Source organism: Terrisporobacter hibernicus (assembly GCF_020809405.1).
In the GTDB taxonomy this organism is placed as follows: domain Bacteria; phylum Bacillota; class Clostridia; order Peptostreptococcales; family Peptostreptococcaceae; genus Terrisporobacter; species Terrisporobacter petrolearius.
In genome coordinates this window covers 3754827-3774083 of the sequence record NZ_CP081135.1, presented here as the reverse complement: position 1 = coordinate 3774083, position 19257 = coordinate 3754827, and the positions used below count along the sequence as shown (strand labels likewise).

Here is a 19257-nt window from a genome sequence, read left to right as displayed (position 1 = left end):
CTCACCTCCTATTCTCTTGTACCCTTGCCACTAAATAATTTTAATGCTCTATCTAAAGTTCTATGTATTTTTGAATCTGTCATAATTGCATACCTAATTTTATCCATAGCATGGTCATTAAGTTTTACAACTTCTTCTTTTCCTTTATCTAACTTATCGCTATCCCACACATATGAACTAAACTCTTCTATATCATAAGTACAGTTTGGGTCTAGTGTTAACTTATTTATATTAAGCAAATAAGATACCAACTGTATTCCTATCTCAACATTATTTTTAGCTGGTATTATTCTTATATTATGTCTACTAAACCATGTATCTTTTCTTAGTTCTACAATTAAAGCTGCTGCACTAGGGTCAATAGTAATGTATTCTGGCATTACCATATTCTCTCGAATAAAGTTTTTCAAATCTGCTACATATTCTTTTACTGTCTTTTGTCCTTCTTCTCTACCATTATGGTAGTATGAAGCTATTTGATGATATCTTTTTTCCGGCGCATAATATCCAAATATACCAAAAGTAGTAGCATTTTGAATACCGAAGTCACCTGCTATAAATATTCTTGTCCAGTTTCTTTTTATTTCAACTGCATGAACCTCTGGATTAAACATTGGATATACTGCTCCATCTGCTACTGCCCATTGCCCAAGTATATATCTTAAATAGAATACACCTGCATACATACTCTTATATCTATTTTTAATCTTTTCAGATAAGGATAGATTATCATCCATTGTAAAATGCAAGTATAATAGATTTTTTTCCTTTACTTTATCTATCCAGTTCTTTTTAAACCAATGAAAAGGTGCTCCAGGGTTACAGTTAAACCACCATTTACTGCCTTCGACTGAACAACGGCCAGTAGCTTGATTAACGAAACTTTCCGGCATTAATGCAACTTCATCAAAGAACATTCCTGCTAAGGTTATACCTTGAATTAAGTCTTGCGACCTTTCATCTTTACCACCAAATATATAAAAATAGTTAGTAATGTTTCCTTTACTAACTACTAATAAATTATCTGCTCTTTTATCTTGTATTTGGTAGTTCCTCGCTTTTAACATTAATTTAAGCCAGAATAAAACATTACGTCTAAATGAACCTATTGTTTTACCTGCCATACCAAAATTCTGGCCATTAAACTTAGACATTGCCCATATAATATAAGATAAGGACATAGATATGGTTTTACCACTTCTTATAGCTCCATCTGCTATAATTCCATCTTTATCTTTGGCTGGACTATTATCATTCCACCAAGTTAAAACTTTCTTTTGCTTCTTAGAAAATGGTTTAAATTTTATAGTAGCTTTTTTAACTGTATGAGTTTTATTATTTTTTATCTTTGACCATTTCTTTTTTAGATCATCAATCTTCTTCATCATCCCATACCTCTTTTGTTGTATCATCTAAAGCTTCTATAAATCCATCTTCTTCAACTTCTTCTTGAGTATTATCCAACTTATTCATTTCAACTTCTAATTTAAGTATTTCTAAATCTAGTTTAGCTTGAGTATGAGTAGGTAATAAGTCCATTCTGTCTGATAACCATTGTAAGGCTTTCATTTTATCTTGAAGTTTAAGTTTAATTCCATCTTTGCCTTGGCTTATTTCATTTATTAATGTTCCATCTATATTATCACTATCTTCTAGGGTTACATAACTTACAAAATAAGGTCCATTTTCTCCTTTAACCTCTTTATTTCCAAATCCCAAGTAGTCAGTAATATCAGCGAAGGCTATATCAATATATTTTTGAAATATATCATCTTCACTTAACATTGCTCTGTTAAACTTATTTTTCTTTAATTCGCTTATCTCAGCTTTTATACTAGGTTTTACTAGGGTTTTGTATCCTTCAACATTAGCTGTATTATAACTACATTTGTATGCCTTCTGATAAGCTTTTGTAGCATTAAAACACCTTATATAATAAATGCAAAATAACTTTTGTTTTTCAGTAAGTTTATTATTTTCTAGTACTAACTCAACTTCATCATTTACAGCCTGTTTTTCTGCATTCTTTTTATCTATATTAAAAGGTGCACCTCTTTTATTTATAGGTGCACCCTTATTTCTTTTTTCTTCACTCCATTTATACCTCTTTATCCATGATTTTAAGGTGTTTATGGATATATTATATTTAGTACATATATCTTTTTGCTTAGTTCCTTTTAGATATTCTTCTTTGGCATTAATTTTTACATCTTCCATATCACCACCTCATTATCTTTGTATTTAAGAATAAAAAAAGAACTCTATTATAGAGTCCTAAATATGTTTTTCTAATCTTTTTATTTCTTTTTGCATTTTAGCTATTTTCTTTTCATCTGTTGTATTTTCTATCTTATTTTCTAACTTTTCTATTTTATTTATAAATATATGAGCATTTGAATTTTTACTTTCATTCCAGCTTTCTTTAGCTTGTTCTACGAATGAAGGTTCTCCATTTCTCATAAAACTTTTATACTCTGATTTAGTTAATTTATATTTACTTTTACAGTGTTCGCATTCTATTTTAGCACCGCCTATAATTGCACTAATTATTCCGAATACTATAAATGCAAACCCTAGTATAAATGCAACTGGTGCACATACCCATCCTAGAACAGGTATCCATATCAAACACCCTCCTGCTAATAATGTTATTACTCCTAACCCTATCAACCCACTTGATGTAGTTGTTATAAGGGCTTGTTGCCCGCACTTCGGACACTCAATATAAGCTTTATTTTTTATTTCCTTCATACAATCACCCCTTACTATGATTATATATTAATTGTATGCTTATTTCTTCTTGCTATTTATATTTTTATTTCTATATTTCAATTTATCTTTACTTTTCTTAGCTTCAATCAATTCCTCTACTAGTTTTATATATTTTTTATCTGTAGATATTCTTATATGACTTTCTAGTAAATATAAGTTATTTGTTTTAGGTGTTCTTTTGTTAATACAGTTTTCTATAATAGTCTTTGACATATTGAATGAACGAATATGCGTATGAGATTTTTCAAAAGGTTTTAAAGTATTATAAACTATATATCCATTCTTAACTGCCAATATAATATATTCTTTTCTTGAATATACTTTCTTTGCACCATCTACCTTGTTAAAGTTAGGTACAGATTTCATTAGAGATGCTAAATCTTTTAACTCTTCCGGTACTTCTGTTACATTAGCTATTATATTTGCATCTATCCATCTCCTACTCATCATAATACCTCCAAACTAATTTTTCACCTGTAACCGGATGTTTGCCTGCATAATTTCTTTTTCCTCTACAACAATCAACTATATGACATATTTTTAACTTCATTTCTGTTTCTTTAATTGAATTAAATATTTCACCTGTTGTTATGCATATAACTTTTATGGCGTTTGGGTTTTTACTACCTCTTCTACCATACATAGGATTTTTATTACCTGTCATACCATACATAGGATTATTGGGACCTAATTTTGATTTTCTCATTTTATTTATGGTTTCTTCAGAGTATTTCTTGCCTTTATTACTTTCGCTTATTTTCCTTCTAATTTCATCTGTGTGCTTATATCCTTTTCTTTTTTCTACTGCCCTTTCTATTGTTGATCCATAAGTATTGTTATACTCATAAGTACACCATTCAAGATTTTTAACTTTATTGTTTTGTTTATTTTCATCTTTATGGTTTATAATAGGATAATTGTTTGGATTTGGTATAAAAGTCTCTGCTACTAATCTATGAATTAGATAATTTTTAGCTCGTCTGTCTTTATAAAGCACTACTCTCACATAACCACATTTATTTTCTAGTGGTTTTAATAACTTCTCTTCGCCTGTTCTGTTATAATTCAAACTCTTAACTCTTCCTAAATTACTAACTTGATATTTACCTTCATAACCATCGATATCTTTCCAAACTTCTTGCATTAGATCAACTCCTATTCTTTTTAGAATAAGAGGGCTGGTAATTATCCAGCAAACTCTTTATATAATAAAAGCACCTACATTTCTGTAAGTGCTTATTTCACAAAATAAAATAGGAGCATCTATTAAGACACTCCTTAAATTTAGGGGAATATTTTGAGAAATTACATATAAGAAGGTCGTTAGATTTGAACTAACAATTAAAGATACCCTCACCTTCACAAATAAAGCCTAGTTATGTTAGAACTAGGCTTTTTAAAAGTCATTAGGTCTATACAATATATAGTGTTTATTGAAATAATTAAACTATTTGTTACTACTACTATTTTTAAGTAAATGTTAATCGCATTACCCTACGATTAATTTATTATTACAACTTTTATGTTGGGTTTATTAGTTTTCCTTCTATTGAAGCCATAGCAGGATTCGAACCTACATCTACGGATTACGTCCATAATTTTGCCGTTTAAATTATATGGCTTGATTAATTTTATACTGTTATCATCCAGTCTAATACGTATTGGTCAGCCCATGGATTCGAACCACAGTATAAGTTTTTAATATCATTCTTGGCCTTCGATATGATTTAATCCCTTATAATCCAATGCCAACATATTGAGGAAGGCTTTACCGTACCTTCCTCCAGAAACTTAAATTTGTATGAGAATTTAAGTCATTTCTTTGACAGTGAAAAATTATGAAACTATTCTATATTAATAGTTTAGCATCGATTTTACATATTTTTTCCGTACTTTGTCCGTACTTTGTCCTAAAAGTGTCCCTCTATTTATCATATCTTGGAAATCTTCCATATTCATTTGAAGTGCACAATATTTCATCTTCATTCACTGTCATTATATCTATGCATTTGCTGAATATTTTTAATTTATAACATGGCTTATTTTTTACTTTCCCTTTTGTATAATATCTTTTTTCTAATACTTTACATCCAAAGTATTTACCATTGTTATATATTATAACTTCATCTCCAATTTCGTATTTCCATTTAGTTTTTTCACTTCCATTTTGAAAGAATTGTATTATCCATATAAGCATAAGTAATGTAGCATATATGCAGCAACCTGTTTCTAAATCTATCATTAATTCACCATCTTAGTATATATTTCATCTATCAGTATTTGAGGATGCATACTATTAATAGCACTTACCACAAGTGATTTTCTTAACTCATAATATGTAGTCTTACTTATATGCATTTTTGATGTTATTTCTCTTCTACTCACTCTAACTCTTTTGCTCATATACAATATTTCAAATAATTCTTTCTGTTGCATATTGAAATTGTTAATCGCTATTTCAATTTCTCTTTTTTCATATTCTAGATCATTTTTTTCATACTCTAATTTATTTATTTTTTTCTCTTTTGTTATAAGTTCTAATTCAATACTTTTAGGTACATTATAGGTTTTACTTGTTTTTATACCATCATATCTTATCCCAGTACATCCAAAGAACTCATTCTTTTCTTTTAATATCTCTATATTCTTGTTTTCTATCTTTCCTTCTAGGTATTTATATCCAAACAATTTCCCTTCTGTACTTTTATACAACTTATCAAATTCCTCTTTAGTCATGTATATTCCCTCCAGTTTTCTACATCATTTCTTCTATCTCAATTTGTGGAATAAAACTACTTGAGCCACATTCACATCTATAAATCCCTTCTAAAACATCTATATCAAGTTCATTTTTAACTATCCCACAACAACTACATCTTAAATCCATTGTATCTGGTTGTTTTGGTATTAAAAATATAACATTACCTTCTTTAACTTTCCTCATTTATTTCAATTCCTCCATAGCTACTTTATTTATTTTAAAAGAAAACACACAATATCCTTGTTTTAGCCCATATTCTCCACTATTGAGTATATAACTTATCCTTCCAAATACACATCTACCACTAAATTCATTTCTTATATTATCAAATTCTTTCAGCTCTATTTCATCACCAGTTTGAAAATCTCTATCATTTTTTCTTATTTCAAAAGTTTTCTCACGATTAACTACTCTTTCAAAATACTTAGGTAATATCTTTAGTTCATGTATTCTCATATATTCCTCCTACTTAAATATTCCAGTATTTAATCTTGCAACTATTCTTTCTTTTTTTCTATCTATCCAACTATATACCTCTGCTGGACTTATTCCGTATATTTCTTGAATCCAATCTATGCAAATCAATACATCTGCTATTTCTTCTGCTAGATTATCTTTATCAAGTTTACCTCTCTTAGCCTTTGAAATAGCTTGTATAAGTTCTGCATTCTCTTCCATGGCTATTGTACTGCATAAGTCCTTATTGTGTTCTACTGCTTGTCTATAATCTGTATATTCCATTTTATTTATTATCCTTTCTTGTTACATCGTAGTTTTTTAATATATATTCAGTTGCACAAATTCCACACAAATCATTGCAAGTTACACTATGTTCTTTGCAGTATTTCGCCATTTCTTCATTTATATTATCAGTCGTAACTTTCTCTTTTGGGTCTTTGACTAGTTTGCAACTTATATTATTCATTTATTCCTCTCCCTTCAACCATCCTAGTGCAATTATCTATCTTATCAACTATTCCTTTATACTTACAAAGTTCAGTATTTAACTCACATTCATTCTCTTCATGCTGCTTTATAACTTGCTCTAGCAGTTTTATTTTATTCTCTAAGTAATTATTAGATAAACTAAGCTCCTTATTTGCTTCTAACAAATTGCATACACTATTTTCTTTACTCTCTATATCTTTTTTTAAATTCCCAATGTCATTTATCAATTTTATATTTGCCTTTTTATAAGAATCTCTTGAATCCATAGACTTTATCATTTCATATGCATATTCTTCTTTTTGTCTTTTAAGTTTTTCGTTTTCTGATTTTAACTCATTTATATAAGCTCTATTGAATAACATACAATCATCTCCCTATTTTAGAATAGGAGTTAATATTCAAGTACTAACCCCTATTCAGCTATTCTTTAGATATATTCAATACATCCTTTTACATCATTTCTCTGGATCAAACATATTAAAACACCTTGATAAAAGTTACTATGTTCTTCTGAAATAGTCATAACCAAATTATTTTTCTTAGCTTTTTCTGATATTTCTTTTAGCCCCTCAATAGTGTAATGTTCAATAGGAGTACATTGCATAAAATATTCTCCTTTTACTGTCAATTCTATAAGTTCATCTATTTCAACCTTATCTACTGTTGTATAATCATCTACTGCCATTTTCCCACCTCTTATCCTTCATAAAAACTAATATTTTTAATTACTATATCGCACGTTCCATCTTCATTTTGTCTTAGGCTGTATTTCATAGGATCTTCAAAATATACTAAATCTCCACTTATTTTAAATCCACTATCAGTTTTAACAGTTCTGTTTTTAAGTGCCTTTTCAACTACTTTTTTATCTATATTGAAATCTTTATATAATTCTTTTTCTTCCAGATATTCTTTTAATAATTTACTTGTATCTTCATCTGCATTTCCTGTAAATCTATCCATATCAAATACACTATTTTCTTTTAACATATAATTCATTAGAGATTTTATATCTTCTAACTTTTTAGGTTCATTTCCACAGCATACCTCAAGCACTTTATTAGTAACTTTGATAAACTCTTTTGTTTTATAGCTATCATCTACTATTTTTTCTACATCTAGAAATTTCTTAATAAATTTAGATTCTACACCCATATTTTCATACTGCTTGTCCAGTACCCTTAGTTGATATTCATCATTAAGTCCATGTGCTTCTATAAGTGCTGCTTGTTTTGGTTTTGAGTTACTTAAAGCTGATTCATTCTTGTTTATGCTAACATTGAACTTATCATCCACTAATGCAATATCATGATGTATCAAGCCTTTATAGTCTAATTTGATTATCGCAACCCCTCTTTGGTCTTTATTTGTGTACATTACTATTGCTAAATCACAAGATGTTATTTCATCATTATTTTTCATTGCTTCAAATAAGTAACTTGCTATTTCTTTTGAATTTAGTATGAAACTTTTTTCATCGTAGATTATTTGCTTACTACATTGTCTTACTATGTTTTCCTCATAATTATTGAATACTGCTTTTCTTAGATCTGTATCTTTTATTATTCCCTTGATTGTCTTTTGAAAGAAATTACCTATTTCTAAACTAACCTTTCCTTCAAAATCATTTAAGATTGGATTCTCACTATTTCTATCTAAAACATGAACTATATATTTGTTTATTATCATTACTATTTTTCCTCCCAAATATCAAAATCGTTAATTCCAGATTGTTGTATATTTCCTTGCTGTGCTTTATCTACTATATACCAATCATTTACATCGAAATCATTAACTATTTTATTCCCTTCATCATCTACAATGTTTATGTCTAATCCTTCTGCCTCTATAATTTTTTCTTTTGCTTCTTCTAAACTATTTGCTTCAATAGAAAACCCAAAATCTATTACAATACTTCCAGTTCCTTGAAATTCTTTCATTTGTTATTCCCTCCTAATATTTCATTTCTTGATATATAAGTTTATCTAGTACTTGGCTTAATCTTAGAGTGTCGTCTGTTAAGCCATACTGTGCATATAAGTTGCTAAGTATTTCTTTTAACTCCTCTAACAATTAATCACCTCTATTTTTATTATTAATTGATTCTTATTTGAGAATAGAGAATTAAGACTATAACAGTTTAATCCTCTATTCTATTGTTATATAAAACTAAGTTGGTTATATGTAACCTGTGCTTTTATCCACGGTCCATATTCTTCAAATTTGCACTTTTTATATATTCTTCCGTTTACCCATCTAGCAAAATGTTTTAATCTTACATCATTTTTTTGGTTATATATCATTACAAATGGATCTACTTTCATTTCTGTTAATTTTCTAAATCTATACATATCTTCTTCAAAAGTTGTATTAAATCCAACTAGCATGAAACACATATGTTTATACTTCTTAACATATTTCGATAGTATTTCTATACCTTCTAATACTTTATCCTCATAGTCCATTAAGTCCCATGCATAATGAACACTTCTAAGATGCCTTACTTGTCCTAGCCAATAAGCTTTTTCATCATTCATTAATCTAACATCACAACCTTGGTTGATGTCTACTATCAATTTACGTTTTTTTATTTCTTTTAGCTTGTCCACACAATATGGATCCGCTGTAAAATTATTGTCATGTAAAATCATTACATTGCTTTTAGGATTTATAATATCTTTAATTTCTGCTACATCGTGAAACTTGCCCTCTTTAGTTGGAACAAAACAAAATCCACAATTCCTTACACAACCTCTCGATGTAAATCCCATACCTGCATTAACTATTTCTGTTGCTTTTTTAAGTTTCTTTTCTTTTGTCATTATGCCTTTCATTCTTGCTGCTATCTCTTGCGCTGAATACAAGTCATAATCTGGTTTAGTTTTTTCTATTCCTATAGGTAATTCTTTTTTTATATCCCATCCAGTACCACCTATTTCAATTTTGTCTCCATATTTTTCTATAAGTTTTTCAACTTTATCTTTAGATCTAGTGAATATCGTACTTGCATATATTTTTTCATATTCTTTACTTTCTTGTACAAACTCAACTTCCTCGCCTAAGCATTTATAATAATTAGATATTTTCATTAATACTAAATTAGGTATTTTACTATCTACATCAATTAATCCTATCGCCACATTCTCACCTACTTTTTATTTGCCGCTCTAATTCTTGCTAACACAATCAATATATCTAATATCAATACTGCTATTACTGTGTAGATTAATATTTTCATTTAATCACCTTTTCTTAACTTCGCTTATTTTTAACATAAGCCTTGCAATATTAAGTCCTGTAACTGTAAAGTCTTTATTATCATGAATCAGACTATATTTGTTCATTATGAATCGTTCTCTTTTGCTGACTAATAACAAGTTATCCAAAGATACATTTGATTTATCTTTATCTGCAAATAATAAACAGTATCCTTCTGGTACTTTACCATTTACTTTTTCCCATATCATTTTATGTTTGTATTCCCATATATTTGGCTCTGCTATTTTTACCATTACAAAGCCTTTTTTACCTATAGATTCACTTCCAATATCTAATGCGTTTATTGAATGTCCCTTTTTAAAACCACCATTTAATCTAGTACTTACTCTTAATTTTCTTGCCTTCTGTCTTAACTGTTCCTTTCTATATTCATTACCAAATTTATTTTTCATTAACTCGATTATATCTTTGTAGTGCCTTCCTTCTATAATTGATATTAAGTATTTTTCTTCTTCTTTTGTCCATCTATGTGCTTTTTTACTTTCTTTTGGGAGACTCCTTACTAGAACCTAGCATTGGTGGTATTTCTTCTTCTTCTATGGCTCTTTCATCTTGCATTACTTTTATTTTTAAAACTAAATTACCATTATTTATAATTTGACTTGCTACTTTGGCCATTGCATTAGCTCTGTCTATTTCTTCTTTTAGGTTTCCTCCAACTATGCTTTCATCGTTAAGTCTTTCCATTTGTTCAAATAAGTGATTATTCAAATCTGCTAGTGTATTTTTCAAAATATCATCCCCTTATCCCTAAGTAATTTTTTATAACTTGTTCATTTGGTTTATAATATTCCCATATTAACTTCTCTCCTGTTGTTGGATGCTTGCCAGCATAATTTCTTTCACCTTTGCAACATTTTCCAATACTCGCTTGGTATACTCCTGTTTTTCTTTGTGCTTCTTTTATAGATGAATATATTATTCCGGTATTTATACACTTAACCTTTTGTGATCTAGGATTAATTTCACCTCTAAGAGGAATATTAAGGCCATTTTTATAAGCATGTTGTATATTTTCTTCTGGTGTTGACCACTCTAAATTTGATACATTATTATTTGTTTTATCTCCATCAATATGATTCACTTGATGTTTATTTTGAGGATTAGGTATAAAAGCTTCTGCTACTAATCTATGGACAAACTGATTTTTAGCTTTTTTATCTTTAGAAATTCTTACACAAATATATCCGTTTTTGTCTTGAAATATAGCTTTGTGCTTACCTTCTTGAACTATATTCCCACCATTATTCAAAAAGCTTCTCACTCTGCCTAAATTACTAATTTTATACAATCCTTCATATCCTATTACATTTTTCCATATTTCTCTCATATAGCCACCTCTTTTTATTTAATGCCTAAATATTGTTTTATGACTTCGATTCCTTCTTCACTACTCCAACAAACTTCACATTTATAACCTACTGCCGATAATCTTTTAATCCAATCTTCTTGGTTTTCGGTAGGTTTATTCTTACCCCACTTCATTTCTATATATAATCCATGGTAAAAACTATTTGGATAAGCTAGATGTAGATCCGGGACCCCAGATTTAACACCTTGTAGTTTCAAATTTTTTGCTTCTATCTTATTTCTGTATCCTCCATTTGGAATTGCGTATATATTTTTAAGTGCTGGATATATGTTTTCTTGCATTTTACACCAACTTATGACTACAGCTTGCTCCTGTGCTTCTCTACTTTTCATACTTCTCAATCTCCTGTTTTCTTAAATCTTCTTTGGCCATATCTATAGCTTGTCCAGGTTTATATCCAGCATTTACATATTCTTTTGCTATCCCTACCACATTAAGAATCTCTTTGTTATCTTTCTTAGTTCTTTTCATTTGTTCCCCCTAACATTCATCATTTTCAACAAATACTTCTTCGCTTTCTTCAAAGCTATCTACAATTATATTTTTGTAACCTTTGCTTATCCTCATCATTAGGATCTCAAAGTCATTTAAATGTCTTAAGTTTCTTAAATCCCCAACATTTTTATAATTACTAGTGAATCCAGTATCTTCTTTCGGTTCGTATGCTTGAATACTAAATTCAAGCTTTATATCTTCATCTTCTTCACACTCAAATACAACCATATATGTTTTATAAATACTCCAATCATTACTAACATCTTCTACAGTAAATCTAGTGTTTATATATCCACCATCATAGTCCATTTCAATATCATTTTTATCGATTTCTTTTTTGCAGTATTCATTCCATTTATCAAATATATCAGTTAATTTAATTACTTTAGGAATATCTTCACTCGTCATTAAATTTTTAAAATTTTCTAAAAGTCTCTTATTATCTAATGCTGTATTTTTCAATACATCAACTAATACACTATCAAGTTTTGTTATGTATTTAGAATAGTCGTAACTCTCTAAGTAAGGAACCATTACTGATTTAATTTTTTCCTCCACAACTTTTTTAACATCACCACCCCAGCTAAACATATCACTTATTGATTTTTCAATACACTTTTCTAACTGCTGTGCTATTACTTTTTCTATTACACCTTTTTCAAGTTCATTAGCTATACAATCTTTTATGTTATTTTCTAAATTACTCATATTTATCTCTTCTCCTCATAACTATATATTTTTACTTCTTCTTTAACTCTTCCAGATACACAATTGCCACATTCTCGACACTGGCTTACTACTCCAATTCTAGATATATGGATATATATCATAGTTCCTCCGCAGTTAATGCAGCTATGTTCTTTCCCTCCTAATATCTTCTTCATAAATTCCTCCTATATCGCTTCTTTTAATAGCTTTAAGGCTTTCCTTTCTATTCTTGATACATGAACTTGAGTAACATTTAATATCTTTCCTACTTGTACTTGAGTTAGATCATTTATATATCTAAGTTCTATTATTTTCTTTTGCTTTTCATCTAACTTTTTCATTGCTTCTCTTATAATCATTTTGTTTATGAGTTGTTCTTCTGATATGTTGTCTTGGTCCTCTATTGATTCATATATTAATATGTCATCTTTTCCATCTTTGTTATAGTACTTAGTGCTGTATATACTAGTTCGGTTTTCCATTACTCCTATAACTCTTTCAACTTCCAACTGCTCCATACCCAAATATATAGCCACCTCACGATTAGTTGGTTCTCCATGAAATTCTTGAGATAATCTATTTCTAGCTTGAAATATCTTTCTATATGTTTCAAAGTCACTTCTTTTAGGTCTATAAGGTCTATCTTCTTTTAAGTCCCTCATAAATCTTTGCATTTCACCTCTTATTCTCCATACTGCATATGTTGAAAACTGCAATCCCCTATCTACTTCAAATTTATCTATAGCTTTTATCAATCCAATACTACCTTCTTGAACTGCAGTATCAAAATCTAATTTATCGGAATTTTTATAACTATTAGCTATCTTATAAACTAGCTTCATATTCATTTCAACAAGATAGTCCCTTGCTTGTTTATTGCCTTCTTGTGACATTTTGAATAGTTCATTTATACTTTTATCCTTCATTGATATCCACCCCTTATCATTTGATTTTCAAATAAGAATACGAATTCATAATCCTATTTCAAACGTTCTATAGTTAAGCCTTTATACTGTATTTCGTTAGAATTATAATATCTGAATTGATTTACTATGTTTTGCGCTTTATATCCATGTTCTTCACAGAACGCTTTAATACATGGAAAGATTTCTTCTGTATCTGCATATTTATTTACAACTTTAATTGGATGTAAATTTAAATTTTGATTGTTATGCTTATTTTTATATTGTTCAATCTTTTTACGTACTATATCATCATATTTGTTATTAACTTCATTAACTTTTATCATCTGTGATTCCGTTAATATACCTTTTTCTCTATCTTCATCTATTCGCTGCATTGCCTTGTCTGCTTCTTCGCTATTTTCTAAATCTGTGAGATAGTAACTCATTTTGTGATTACTATTTGTATCTAATATGCATTCTGCTAATCTAAGATAATTTATAAGTGTTGGATCTTCTATTGCTTCTATATTGACGTGCTTTGATTTCTCTAAAAGATTTGACATTCTGACTAATTGCCTAGTTTTACCACTCATAATAATCTCCCCTCTTATGATCCAGGAGAAAAATCCCCTGGAATAATTTATTTTAATAAATCTGGATTTTCGTAAATGTTTCCTATAACTTCATCTCCCCATCTTCCACTAGATGTATCGCCTATTTCTAGATATCTAGTTTCTGTATAGGGCTCACCTTGGTATAATCTTTTATATGTGAATTTAAGTTTAAATCCATTATTATGCCACACTACAAGTTGTTTAAAATTTTCGCAAGTTTGAACTATGTCCCCTTCATATATTTCCTTGCCGTTCTTATCTTTCAATCCTGTATATTGACCTACAGATGATTCTTCTACTACATATTCACCATAAGGAGTAAGTAAGAATACTGAACTTGTACCATCTACATATTTGACTTTATCTACTCCAAATCCATTAGTTAGCCATTGAGAACTGGTTAATTCTTCTTTAGCATATCCCCTAAACTTAATTTCTCTCATAATAACCTCCTGGAATAATTTATTTTAAACTACACATAATACTATTAACGACTCACACTTTCTTGACATTTGGATCTATAGTACTTAACCTTATCGGAAACGATAGGGTTATTTGGCTTTTCTAGGAGTTCCTGTTCCCATACTGCCACTAAATTTTCTAATGAAGTCGCATATCTTATTTGATAATCTTCCTTAATTGCTTTTAAAAGATAACCAACTTTATTTTCTATGTTTTTAGCATCAGTTGTTAAAATTAATTTTTCTGATAAGTAATACAAATCCTTATTAGTTTTTAAAAATTCATTTACTATTGTGTTTAAATCTTTTTCATTTAAATAAGGAAAATATACACTAACCAAACCAACAACATCTTTTCTTTCTATATCTTGTTGTTGCTCTAGTTCTTTCTCTAACTCTTGCTCTAAATCTATATCTTGTTCTGTCTCTTTCTCTTGCTCTGTCTCTATCTCTGTGTAACAATTTTCCTCACCTTGGTAACTGCTCGGTAACATATTGGTAACATTGTTACCGTCATTATTAGAATTAGGTAAATCCTTGTCTTTAGCTCGTTTTTTTCTCATTAATTGTGCTTTTGAAGTTTCGCTTCCTACCATATTTTCCAATTGAGTAAGGTAAATTTCACCGTTTTCTAAAACTTCTACCAAACCAATTTTTTTAAATAATTCCATAGCTACTCTAACAGTGTCAATATCTGTATTTGTAATTTTTCCGAGTTGTTTGGCATCGTATGGAACTAACATTGTTCCTACATTTCTTATTAACGTGCCATTTGTTTTTAGTGACTTTAAGCAAAGTTTTAAATAGAATAAGCAATAATCTTTTCCGTTTTCTTGTTCTTCAATCCAGTTTATAGTATCTTCTTCAAAGAAATCCTCTTTTAGTTTAAGCCAGTAATATTTTTTATTTTTACTCATTTGTATCACCTACTTTAATTTTGTCATCGCCTTCATAACTATAGCTCCATCATCTGAAACTTCAATTAAATCTAACTTTATAAAAATATTTAAAGCTTCATTTACAACTTCTTCTTTATGTCTAGTTATAGCTGCTAATTCATTTGTATCGTATGGTCTTATATTTTTATAAAATAATCTTCCATTGTCTTTTATACTTTTCAAATATAATTTAATTAATATATCTGTATATAAAAAGCCATTACTTCGCTTTTCTAAAATTAATATTGCTTCTTTATTAAAAAAATCTTCTTCAAGTTTTAAATAATACTTATCATTCGTATTCATTTACATCACCTTTCCTTCATATAAGAGGGAAATTAATCCCTCCTATAATAAACTAACTTGTCCTTCTATATTTTCTTCTGTATTCTCTTTAACTTCTGTAAATTCTACATCTTGCACTTCATCTTCAATATTTGTGTTTACTTTGGGATCATATTCTATTAATAGCTGTAATACTTCTTCCGCTTCTTCAAACTTAAGATTTTTCAAGTCATATCCGTTCGAAGTACAGAAGTATTCAAGTTCTTTTGTATTTTTCATATCACTAAAATCAAACAGTCCTTTTTGTTTTGCCATAGCCATAATTTTATTTTTTTGTTCTGCTGATGCCATTCCTGGTTCTATAGGTTTCTGTGGCAATTTTCCGTCTATGCCCATTTCCTCTTGCTGATATAATCCTCTAAGCTCATTTGGAAAAGCTTCTCTTAATGCTTGTGACTGTGCCACTTTACGAATCATAGTTCCTGGTTTACTGGTCCACATACTATTCACTTCCCCATTGCCTTTCTTTTGAACATATTCCTCATAAGCAACTATTGCTTTTGTAGGAACTTTTCTATCACTTCTATATACTTCACACCATCCACCGACAATTGTTTCACCTGGTAGTTTAAGAGAACCCTCTCTTTCGTGTATTTGATTTTCTTTGTCTACAACAACTATTCCGGCTTTCATTCCCTCAAATGCTGGATTTTCATTTGCCTTTTTAATAAAAAAGTCTTTGCCTACTATTATTGTTGCTGGTGTATCAAATTGTGGATTTTTACTTTTATATTTAATTAAATAAGCATCTCTTTCAAAAGGATTCATTCCTTTAGCTTTGCACAACTCTACAAACATTAAAACCTCTTGGTCTGATACATTTCCTCCACCATTAACTAAATAGTTTCTAACTGTATCAGCTGTAAGAACCTGTCCACCTTCTAATGTATAACTTGCTAGTTGTAATGCATTATTGTTCATTAGTTGCACTCTCCTTTTTCTCTTGTTTTATATAGTCACGATAAGCTAATATAAAAGCCTTATCATACTCTGTATTGTTATTTTCATTTGATTCATATAAGTCTATATAAGCTTCTAGTTCTTCTATTGGTTTATAGCTATCCAAACATTGTTTAGCTCCGTCAATATATCCCCATTTGCTATCTGCATTGCAGTCATATTGACTTGATAATTGTGCATATAACAATCTATTTTCAAAAGTTCCTTCTTGCTGTCTGAATGCTCTATTGCAACCGCTAAATAAATCTCGCATTTTCATATTCTAAAATCACACCTTCTTTGGTATAATATAATAAATAATATTTTGTTTAACTCTATTTGAATTGGGCCTATTGCAGTAGGTCCTTTTCTATATATAGGCTTCATATCTTTTTTCTCTTAGATCTTGTTCTGCTTCTTCAAATTGCTTTATTTCTTCTTCTTTTGCGCAATTAATATCTAGTAATATTTCTTCTAGAAAATCCGCTTGCTTAGTATAATCTTCTAATCTAACTTTGAATTCTGTATATTTTTCTATTTCTTCTTTGTCTCTTTGTAGCATTACATCCTTACCTTTTTCTGCTATATATGCTGCATTTCTAAGATTGTTTATTTTGTTTTGCATCTTTTCTATTATGAAATCTTGATTTGACCATTCCATGTTAAACCTCCTTAAGAATTTCATTTATCATAACTAATACATTGCTGCTTATATCAATCTTTAAAACCTCTCTATAGTTTTGATAAATTGATATGTAGTTGTTATCTATATCAGTCATAACAAAGTCACCGTCTGTAAATCCACTTCCTATTTCTACTAGAGAACCTTCTTTATATGAATGCATATCAGATACATCTTTTATATTTTCTATTGCTCTTTTGAATAATGTTTCTCTATCGTCTTTCCAAAAGTCTATTTGATTACTCATTTGTGACACCTTCCTTTAATAATCTATTTGCAACGTTTCCATAAAAACTCATAACCTGTAAAAATTCATCTTCTGTTAATGCCTTTCCTATTGTTTGTGTAACTTCTAATAGGTCTCTAACTTGAGCAACTGAAATATTATTTTTTAGCTCTATCATTTCTTCATTTCTATCCATTAGTAACACACTCCATTTCGTCTAATTTAACTTGTCCATTTGCGCCTTGAATTGCATATTGGAGCATTAAACTAGGCTTCCATTTTTCTATATAATTAAGTGCTTTGTCATAATTTTTAAGAGATATATTTTTGTAACTATTTACTTTGAATGCTCCTTTTATATCTCTATAAAGTTCTGAAAATAACTTCTTGCTTAACTTCTTGTAAGCTTCTGAATATTTACCTTCTAATAAATGAACTGCTCTTGTATTTACTGCTGTTCTTAAGTTTTCTGCTAGTTCATAATCAACAGTCATCTTTTCTTCTATCGCTCCAACCCTGCCTTCAATTACTTGTTGCTTTCTGTCTATCATAAATATTGCTTGTAATTCTTTTGAAGCATTTAAAAATGGACTTTGAATTTGTTGTTCCATTTCTGAAAATCTATCCATATATTTGTCTGTAAATATAACACCCTTTTCACCTATAGATTTATTAGCTAAAAAATCACATCCACGTTTAGTAACCTCGAAGCATCTGTAAACTTTACCTCTACTATTTTCATAATTGCTTTCTATCCAATATTTTTTATGGTCGATGTTTCGACCGTCAAATATTTCATTAAATCCATCTATTTTTACTAGTAAGTGTTTGTGTTCAACTTCCATCATGCCTGCAACTTCTCTACTGCTTATTGTTTGAACTGCTTGTCCTTCATTACTCTCCATAACTTTGTAGCTATTATATAAATCACTTTTCATTCCTATTTCCTCCCCTTATTGAGCTATAATAATTAACTTTTTACAATTACCAAAACTTTGAGTTTCATCAAAATAGTTAAGTCTTAGTACATTTACACCTATATCTTCAAGATGTTTTAACTCTGAATGGATATTTCTATCTGTTTTGTATCTAGTTACCTCTTTAGTGCTGTTTGATTTGATTTTTACTAACATGCTTTTCATTATTTACTCCCCTTTTTCATTTATCTTTTGTTTATCAATTTGAACAACTCTTCGTGTGTCATGTTTGGAAATATATCACTAAGTACTTTTAGTTGTTTCAGCGTTATCTTGATTTTCATTTGTATTTTTTAACCCCCTTTGATACTCATAAAGGCAAAGGTTATATGCCGCTTGTGCAAAATCTTTTAATACTTTATCCTGCTGCTCTTCTGTTTGATTAGTCGCAAATGTAATGGTTACTTTAGACACTGCATCTTCCCTATAAATTTGCTTCATACAATCACCCCTAATTATATTTATGCTGTAAATATTTTGTCCTATAGCTATAAATTAGCTATTTTCAACCTCTCGAACCGGACATACTATATAAGTATTCTTTAAGTTGACTCTATCAGCAAAAAAAATATCATCTATACTTGAATTAAATAGTTCTGCTAATTGTTTTGCTTCAGTTACAGTAAAGTCATTCTTACCAGTCTCTTTGTTGTGATAAGTTGTTTTTTGAATGCCTAAATAATCTGCTAGATCTTGTTGGTTAAAATCATGTTCTGCTCTTAAAGATTTTAATTTATTCCTTAGTGTCAATTATGTCACCTCCTTGAGTATTCTTACCGAATACTTTTGATACTTTAATAGTAGTCAACTTTAAGAATACTGTCAACTATATTTT

The 19257-nt window shown here is 29.2% G+C and carries 38 protein-coding genes and 1 tRNA gene; all 39 read right to left on the bottom strand.

The genetic code is table 11. From position 1 onward, the window contains the following. Nucleotides 1–8: 8 nt before the first annotated feature. The 39 genes from JW646_RS18450 to JW646_RS18260 all read right to left on the bottom strand — a co-directional run bounded on the left by JW646_RS18450 (nucleotide 9) and on the right by JW646_RS18260 (nucleotide 19172). Nucleotides 9–1388 (bottom strand): PBSX family phage terminase large subunit, encoded by a 1380-nt coding sequence (locus JW646_RS18450; RefSeq protein WP_228415946.1) that lies wholly within the window; start codon nucleotides 1386–1388, stop codon nucleotides 9–11. Further along, nucleotides 1372–2217: a terminase small subunit gene (locus JW646_RS18445; RefSeq protein ID WP_228415945.1), complete on the bottom strand. Its 846-nt coding sequence runs from the start codon at nucleotides 2215–2217 to the stop codon at nucleotides 1372–1374. Before JW646_RS18445 ends, JW646_RS18450 begins: the two co-directional genes overlap by 17 nt. A 57-nt stretch (nucleotides 2218–2274) precedes the next feature. Then, on the bottom strand, nucleotides 2275–2751 hold the full coding sequence (locus tag JW646_RS18440) for a hypothetical protein (protein ID WP_228415944.1): 477 nt from the start codon (nucleotides 2749–2751) through the stop codon (nucleotides 2275–2277). Between the two features lie 39 nt (nucleotides 2752–2790). Then, nucleotides 2791–3222, bottom strand: coding sequence for a hypothetical protein (locus JW646_RS18435; RefSeq protein ID WP_228415943.1), 432 nt, complete (start codon nucleotides 3220–3222; stop codon nucleotides 2791–2793). Beyond that, nucleotides 3212–3916 (bottom strand): NUMOD4 domain-containing protein, encoded by a 705-nt coding sequence (locus tag JW646_RS18430; protein ID WP_228415942.1) that lies wholly within the window; start codon nucleotides 3914–3916, stop codon nucleotides 3212–3214. The genes JW646_RS18435 and JW646_RS18430 overlap by 11 nt, the downstream gene beginning before the upstream one ends. 408 nt (nucleotides 3917–4324) lie before the next feature. After that, nucleotides 4325–4394, bottom strand: a tRNA-Tyr gene (locus JW646_RS18425). Between the two features lie 302 nt (nucleotides 4395–4696). After that, entirely contained in the window at nucleotides 4697–5014 is a 318-nt protein-coding gene (locus JW646_RS18420) for a hypothetical protein (RefSeq protein WP_228415941.1), read from the bottom strand. After that, nucleotides 5014–5508: a hypothetical protein gene (locus JW646_RS18415; protein ID WP_228415940.1), complete on the bottom strand. Its 495-nt coding sequence runs from the start codon at nucleotides 5506–5508 to the stop codon at nucleotides 5014–5016. Before JW646_RS18415 ends, JW646_RS18420 begins: the two co-directional genes overlap by 1 nt. Before the next feature lie 19 nt (nucleotides 5509–5527). Beyond that, nucleotides 5528–5716, bottom strand: a complete 189-nt coding sequence (locus tag JW646_RS18410; RefSeq protein WP_228415939.1) for a hypothetical protein — start codon at nucleotides 5714–5716, stop codon at nucleotides 5528–5530. Continuing rightward, on the bottom strand, nucleotides 5717–5989 hold the full coding sequence (locus JW646_RS18405) for an ASCH/PUA domain-containing protein (RefSeq protein WP_228415938.1): 273 nt from the start codon (nucleotides 5987–5989) through the stop codon (nucleotides 5717–5719). Nucleotides 5990–5998: 9 nt separating this feature from the next. Then, nucleotides 5999–6274 carry a MazG nucleotide pyrophosphohydrolase domain-containing protein gene (locus JW646_RS18400; RefSeq protein ID WP_228415937.1) on the bottom strand — a complete coding sequence of 92 codons (276 nt, stop codon included), beginning with the start codon at nucleotides 6272–6274 and terminating at the stop codon, nucleotides 5999–6001. 1 nt (nucleotide 6275) lies between these two features. Continuing rightward, complete coding sequence (locus tag JW646_RS18395) at nucleotides 6276–6458, bottom strand: hypothetical protein (RefSeq protein ID WP_228415936.1); 183 nt, start codon at nucleotides 6456–6458, stop codon at nucleotides 6276–6278. Then, complete coding sequence (locus tag JW646_RS18390) at nucleotides 6451–6843, bottom strand: hypothetical protein (RefSeq protein WP_228415935.1); 393 nt, start codon at nucleotides 6841–6843, stop codon at nucleotides 6451–6453. The genes JW646_RS18395 and JW646_RS18390 overlap by 8 nt, the downstream gene beginning before the upstream one ends. Before the next feature lie 65 nt (nucleotides 6844–6908). Further along, on the bottom strand, nucleotides 6909–7166 hold the full coding sequence (locus JW646_RS18385) for a hypothetical protein (protein ID WP_228415934.1): 258 nt from the start codon (nucleotides 7164–7166) through the stop codon (nucleotides 6909–6911). A gap of 11 nt (nucleotides 7167–7177) precedes the next feature. Next, nucleotides 7178–8170 carry a nucleoid-associated protein gene (locus JW646_RS18380; RefSeq protein ID WP_228415933.1) on the bottom strand — a complete coding sequence of 331 codons (993 nt, stop codon included), beginning with the start codon at nucleotides 8168–8170 and terminating at the stop codon, nucleotides 7178–7180. A gap of 2 nt (nucleotides 8171–8172) precedes the next feature. Then, nucleotides 8173–8421, bottom strand: a complete 249-nt coding sequence (locus tag JW646_RS18375) for a hypothetical protein (protein WP_228415932.1) — start codon at nucleotides 8419–8421, stop codon at nucleotides 8173–8175. 13 nt (nucleotides 8422–8434) lie between these two features. Beyond that, nucleotides 8435–8554, bottom strand: a complete 120-nt coding sequence (locus JW646_RS18370; protein WP_228104868.1) for a Spo0E family sporulation regulatory protein-aspartic acid phosphatase — start codon at nucleotides 8552–8554, stop codon at nucleotides 8435–8437. An 86-nt stretch (nucleotides 8555–8640) separates the two neighbouring features. Further along, a complete protein-coding gene (locus JW646_RS18365) occupies nucleotides 8641–9621 on the bottom strand; it encodes a radical SAM protein (protein ID WP_228415931.1) in 981 nt (326 codons plus the stop codon). Between the two features lie 102 nt (nucleotides 9622–9723). After that, entirely contained in the window at nucleotides 9724–10152 is a 429-nt protein-coding gene (locus JW646_RS18360) for an HNH endonuclease signature motif containing protein (RefSeq protein ID WP_228415930.1), read from the bottom strand. Between the two features lie 85 nt (nucleotides 10153–10237). Then, nucleotides 10238–10492, bottom strand: a complete 255-nt coding sequence (locus JW646_RS18355; RefSeq protein WP_228415929.1) for a hypothetical protein — start codon at nucleotides 10490–10492, stop codon at nucleotides 10238–10240. A gap of 4 nt (nucleotides 10493–10496) precedes the next feature. Next, nucleotides 10497–11090, bottom strand: a complete 594-nt coding sequence (locus JW646_RS18350; RefSeq protein ID WP_228415928.1) for an HNH endonuclease — start codon at nucleotides 11088–11090, stop codon at nucleotides 10497–10499. A 14-nt stretch (nucleotides 11091–11104) separates the two neighbouring features. Continuing rightward, nucleotides 11105–11464, bottom strand: coding sequence for a VRR-NUC domain-containing protein (locus JW646_RS18345; protein WP_228415927.1), 360 nt, complete (start codon nucleotides 11462–11464; stop codon nucleotides 11105–11107). Next, nucleotides 11454–11603: a hypothetical protein gene (locus JW646_RS18340; RefSeq protein ID WP_228415926.1), complete on the bottom strand. Its 150-nt coding sequence runs from the start codon at nucleotides 11601–11603 to the stop codon at nucleotides 11454–11456. Before JW646_RS18340 ends, JW646_RS18345 begins: the two co-directional genes overlap by 11 nt. A 9-nt stretch (nucleotides 11604–11612) precedes the next feature. Continuing rightward, the gene (locus tag JW646_RS18335; protein ID WP_228415925.1) at nucleotides 11613–12335 is read right to left on the bottom strand and encodes a hypothetical protein; all 723 of its coding nucleotides are present in this window, start codon (nucleotides 12333–12335) and stop codon (nucleotides 11613–11615) included. A gap of 2 nt (nucleotides 12336–12337) precedes the next feature. Next, nucleotides 12338–12511, bottom strand: a complete 174-nt coding sequence (locus JW646_RS18330; RefSeq protein WP_228415924.1) for a hypothetical protein — start codon at nucleotides 12509–12511, stop codon at nucleotides 12338–12340. 9 nt (nucleotides 12512–12520) lie between these two features. Next, nucleotides 12521–13261, bottom strand: coding sequence for a sigma-70 family RNA polymerase sigma factor (locus JW646_RS18325; RefSeq protein WP_228415923.1), 741 nt, complete (start codon nucleotides 13259–13261; stop codon nucleotides 12521–12523). Nucleotides 13262–13314: 53 nt separating this feature from the next. Then, nucleotides 13315–13833, bottom strand: coding sequence for a hypothetical protein (locus JW646_RS18320; RefSeq protein WP_228415922.1), 519 nt, complete (start codon nucleotides 13831–13833; stop codon nucleotides 13315–13317). 47 nt (nucleotides 13834–13880) lie between these two features. Further along, nucleotides 13881–14297: a YopX family protein gene (locus JW646_RS18315; RefSeq protein WP_228415921.1), complete on the bottom strand. Its 417-nt coding sequence runs from the start codon at nucleotides 14295–14297 to the stop codon at nucleotides 13881–13883. Nucleotides 14298–14341: 44 nt separating this feature from the next. Next, nucleotides 14342–15232, bottom strand: coding sequence for a phage replisome organizer N-terminal domain-containing protein (locus tag JW646_RS18310; RefSeq protein WP_228415920.1), 891 nt, complete (start codon nucleotides 15230–15232; stop codon nucleotides 14342–14344). Nucleotides 15233–15241: 9 nt separating this feature from the next. After that, a complete protein-coding gene (locus JW646_RS18305) occupies nucleotides 15242–15559 on the bottom strand; it encodes a phage replisome organizer N-terminal domain-containing protein (protein WP_228415919.1) in 318 nt (105 codons plus the stop codon). A 42-nt stretch (nucleotides 15560–15601) separates the two neighbouring features. Further along, entirely contained in the window at nucleotides 15602–16519 is a 918-nt protein-coding gene (gene bet, locus JW646_RS18300) for a phage recombination protein Bet (RefSeq protein WP_228415918.1), read from the bottom strand. Next, on the bottom strand, nucleotides 16509–16817 hold the full coding sequence (locus JW646_RS18295) for a hypothetical protein (RefSeq protein ID WP_228415917.1): 309 nt from the start codon (nucleotides 16815–16817) through the stop codon (nucleotides 16509–16511). Before JW646_RS18295 ends, bet begins: the two co-directional genes overlap by 11 nt. A gap of 90 nt (nucleotides 16818–16907) precedes the next feature. Next, nucleotides 16908–17198, bottom strand: coding sequence for a hypothetical protein (locus JW646_RS18290; RefSeq protein ID WP_228415916.1), 291 nt, complete (start codon nucleotides 17196–17198; stop codon nucleotides 16908–16910). Nucleotide 17199: 1 nt separating this feature from the next. Beyond that, nucleotides 17200–17466, bottom strand: a complete 267-nt coding sequence (locus JW646_RS18285; RefSeq protein WP_228415915.1) for a hypothetical protein — start codon at nucleotides 17464–17466, stop codon at nucleotides 17200–17202. Beyond that, nucleotides 17459–17641: a hypothetical protein gene (locus JW646_RS18280; RefSeq protein WP_228415914.1), complete on the bottom strand. Its 183-nt coding sequence runs from the start codon at nucleotides 17639–17641 to the stop codon at nucleotides 17459–17461. The genes JW646_RS18285 and JW646_RS18280 overlap by 8 nt, the downstream gene beginning before the upstream one ends. Beyond that, nucleotides 17634–18383, bottom strand: a complete 750-nt coding sequence (locus JW646_RS18275; RefSeq protein WP_228415913.1) for a Rha family transcriptional regulator — start codon at nucleotides 18381–18383, stop codon at nucleotides 17634–17636. The genes JW646_RS18280 and JW646_RS18275 overlap by 8 nt, the downstream gene beginning before the upstream one ends. Before the next feature lie 15 nt (nucleotides 18384–18398). Beyond that, nucleotides 18399–18587, bottom strand: a complete 189-nt coding sequence (locus JW646_RS18270) for a hypothetical protein (RefSeq protein WP_228415912.1) — start codon at nucleotides 18585–18587, stop codon at nucleotides 18399–18401. Nucleotides 18588–18665: 78 nt separating this feature from the next. Beyond that, nucleotides 18666–18863 (bottom strand): hypothetical protein, encoded by a 198-nt coding sequence (locus JW646_RS18265; RefSeq protein WP_228415911.1) that lies wholly within the window; start codon nucleotides 18861–18863, stop codon nucleotides 18666–18668. Nucleotides 18864–18917: 54 nt separating this feature from the next. After that, complete coding sequence (locus tag JW646_RS18260) at nucleotides 18918–19172, bottom strand: helix-turn-helix transcriptional regulator (RefSeq protein WP_228415910.1); 255 nt, start codon at nucleotides 19170–19172, stop codon at nucleotides 18918–18920. Between the last annotated feature and the right edge of the window lie 85 nt (nucleotides 19173–19257).

Bases quoted from the DNA above. Each gene is read 5' to 3' on its own strand.
- JW646_RS18450 (WP_228415946.1), bottom strand. From the start codon at position 1,388: ATGATGAAGAAGATTGATGATCTAAAAAAGAAATGGTCAAAGATAAAA.
- JW646_RS18445 (WP_228415945.1), bottom strand. From the start codon at position 2,217: ATGGAAGATGTAAAAATTAATGCCAAAGAAGAATATCTAAAAGGAACT.
- JW646_RS18440 (WP_228415944.1), bottom strand. From the start codon at position 2,751: ATGAAGGAAATAAAAAATAAAGCTTATATTGAGTGTCCGAAGTGCGGG.
- JW646_RS18435 (WP_228415943.1), bottom strand. From the start codon at position 3,222: ATGATGAGTAGGAGATGGATAGATGCAAATATAATAGCTAATGTAACA.
- JW646_RS18430 (WP_228415942.1), bottom strand. From the start codon at position 3,916: ATGCAAGAAGTTTGGAAAGATATCGATGGTTATGAAGGTAAATATCAA.
- JW646_RS18420 (WP_228415941.1), bottom strand. From the start codon at position 5,014: ATGATAGATTTAGAAACAGGTTGCTGCATATATGCTACATTACTTATG.
- JW646_RS18415 (WP_228415940.1), bottom strand. From the start codon at position 5,508: ATGACTAAAGAGGAATTTGATAAGTTGTATAAAAGTACAGAAGGGAAA.
- JW646_RS18410 (WP_228415939.1), bottom strand. From the start codon at position 5,716: ATGAGGAAAGTTAAAGAAGGTAATGTTATATTTTTAATACCAAAACAA.
- JW646_RS18405 (WP_228415938.1), bottom strand. From the start codon at position 5,989: ATGAGAATACATGAACTAAAGATATTACCTAAGTATTTTGAAAGAGTA.
- JW646_RS18400 (WP_228415937.1), bottom strand. From the start codon at position 6,274: ATGGAATATACAGATTATAGACAAGCAGTAGAACACAATAAGGACTTA.
- JW646_RS18395 (WP_228415936.1), bottom strand. From the start codon at position 6,458: ATGAATAATATAAGTTGCAAACTAGTCAAAGACCCAAAAGAGAAAGTT.
- JW646_RS18390 (WP_228415935.1), bottom strand. From the start codon at position 6,843: ATGTTATTCAATAGAGCTTATATAAATGAGTTAAAATCAGAAAACGAA.
- JW646_RS18385 (WP_228415934.1), bottom strand. From the start codon at position 7,166: ATGGCAGTAGATGATTATACAACAGTAGATAAGGTTGAAATAGATGAA.
- JW646_RS18380 (WP_228415933.1), bottom strand. From the start codon at position 8,170: ATGATAATAAACAAATATATAGTTCATGTTTTAGATAGAAATAGTGAG.
- JW646_RS18375 (WP_228415932.1), bottom strand. From the start codon at position 8,421: ATGAAAGAATTTCAAGGAACTGGAAGTATTGTAATAGATTTTGGGTTT.
- JW646_RS18360 (WP_228415930.1), bottom strand. From the start codon at position 10,152: ATGAAAAATAAATTTGGTAATGAATATAGAAAGGAACAGTTAAGACAG.
- JW646_RS18350 (WP_228415928.1), bottom strand. From the start codon at position 11,090: ATGAGAGAAATATGGAAAAATGTAATAGGATATGAAGGATTGTATAAA.
- JW646_RS18345 (WP_228415927.1), bottom strand. From the start codon at position 11,464: ATGAAAAGTAGAGAAGCACAGGAGCAAGCTGTAGTCATAAGTTGGTGT.
- JW646_RS18340 (WP_228415926.1), bottom strand. From the start codon at position 11,603: ATGAAAAGAACTAAGAAAGATAACAAAGAGATTCTTAATGTGGTAGGG.
- JW646_RS18335 (WP_228415925.1), bottom strand. From the start codon at position 12,335: ATGAGTAATTTAGAAAATAACATAAAAGATTGTATAGCTAATGAACTT.
- JW646_RS18330 (WP_228415924.1), bottom strand. From the start codon at position 12,511: ATGAAGAAGATATTAGGAGGGAAAGAACATAGCTGCATTAACTGCGGA.
- JW646_RS18325 (WP_228415923.1), bottom strand. From the start codon at position 13,261: ATGAAGGATAAAAGTATAAATGAACTATTCAAAATGTCACAAGAAGGC.
- JW646_RS18320 (WP_228415922.1), bottom strand. From the start codon at position 13,833: ATGAGTGGTAAAACTAGGCAATTAGTCAGAATGTCAAATCTTTTAGAG.
- JW646_RS18315 (WP_228415921.1), bottom strand. From the start codon at position 14,297: ATGAGAGAAATTAAGTTTAGGGGATATGCTAAAGAAGAATTAACCAGT.
- JW646_RS18310 (WP_228415920.1), bottom strand. From the start codon at position 15,232: ATGAGTAAAAATAAAAAATATTACTGGCTTAAACTAAAAGAGGATTTC.
- JW646_RS18305 (WP_228415919.1), bottom strand. From the start codon at position 15,559: ATGAATACGAATGATAAGTATTATTTAAAACTTGAAGAAGATTTTTTT.
- bet (WP_228415918.1), bottom strand. From the start codon at position 16,519: ATGAACAATAATGCATTACAACTAGCAAGTTATACATTAGAAGGTGGA.
- JW646_RS18295 (WP_228415917.1), bottom strand. From the start codon at position 16,817: ATGAAAATGCGAGATTTATTTAGCGGTTGCAATAGAGCATTCAGACAG.
- JW646_RS18290 (WP_228415916.1), bottom strand. From the start codon at position 17,198: ATGGAATGGTCAAATCAAGATTTCATAATAGAAAAGATGCAAAACAAA.
- JW646_RS18285 (WP_228415915.1), bottom strand. From the start codon at position 17,466: ATGAGTAATCAAATAGACTTTTGGAAAGACGATAGAGAAACATTATTC.
- JW646_RS18280 (WP_228415914.1), bottom strand. From the start codon at position 17,641: ATGGATAGAAATGAAGAAATGATAGAGCTAAAAAATAATATTTCAGTT.
- JW646_RS18275 (WP_228415913.1), bottom strand. From the start codon at position 18,383: ATGAAAAGTGATTTATATAATAGCTACAAAGTTATGGAGAGTAATGAA.
- JW646_RS18270 (WP_228415912.1), bottom strand. From the start codon at position 18,587: ATGAAAAGCATGTTAGTAAAAATCAAATCAAACAGCACTAAAGAGGTA.
- JW646_RS18265 (WP_228415911.1), bottom strand. From the start codon at position 18,863: ATGAAGCAAATTTATAGGGAAGATGCAGTGTCTAAAGTAACCATTACA.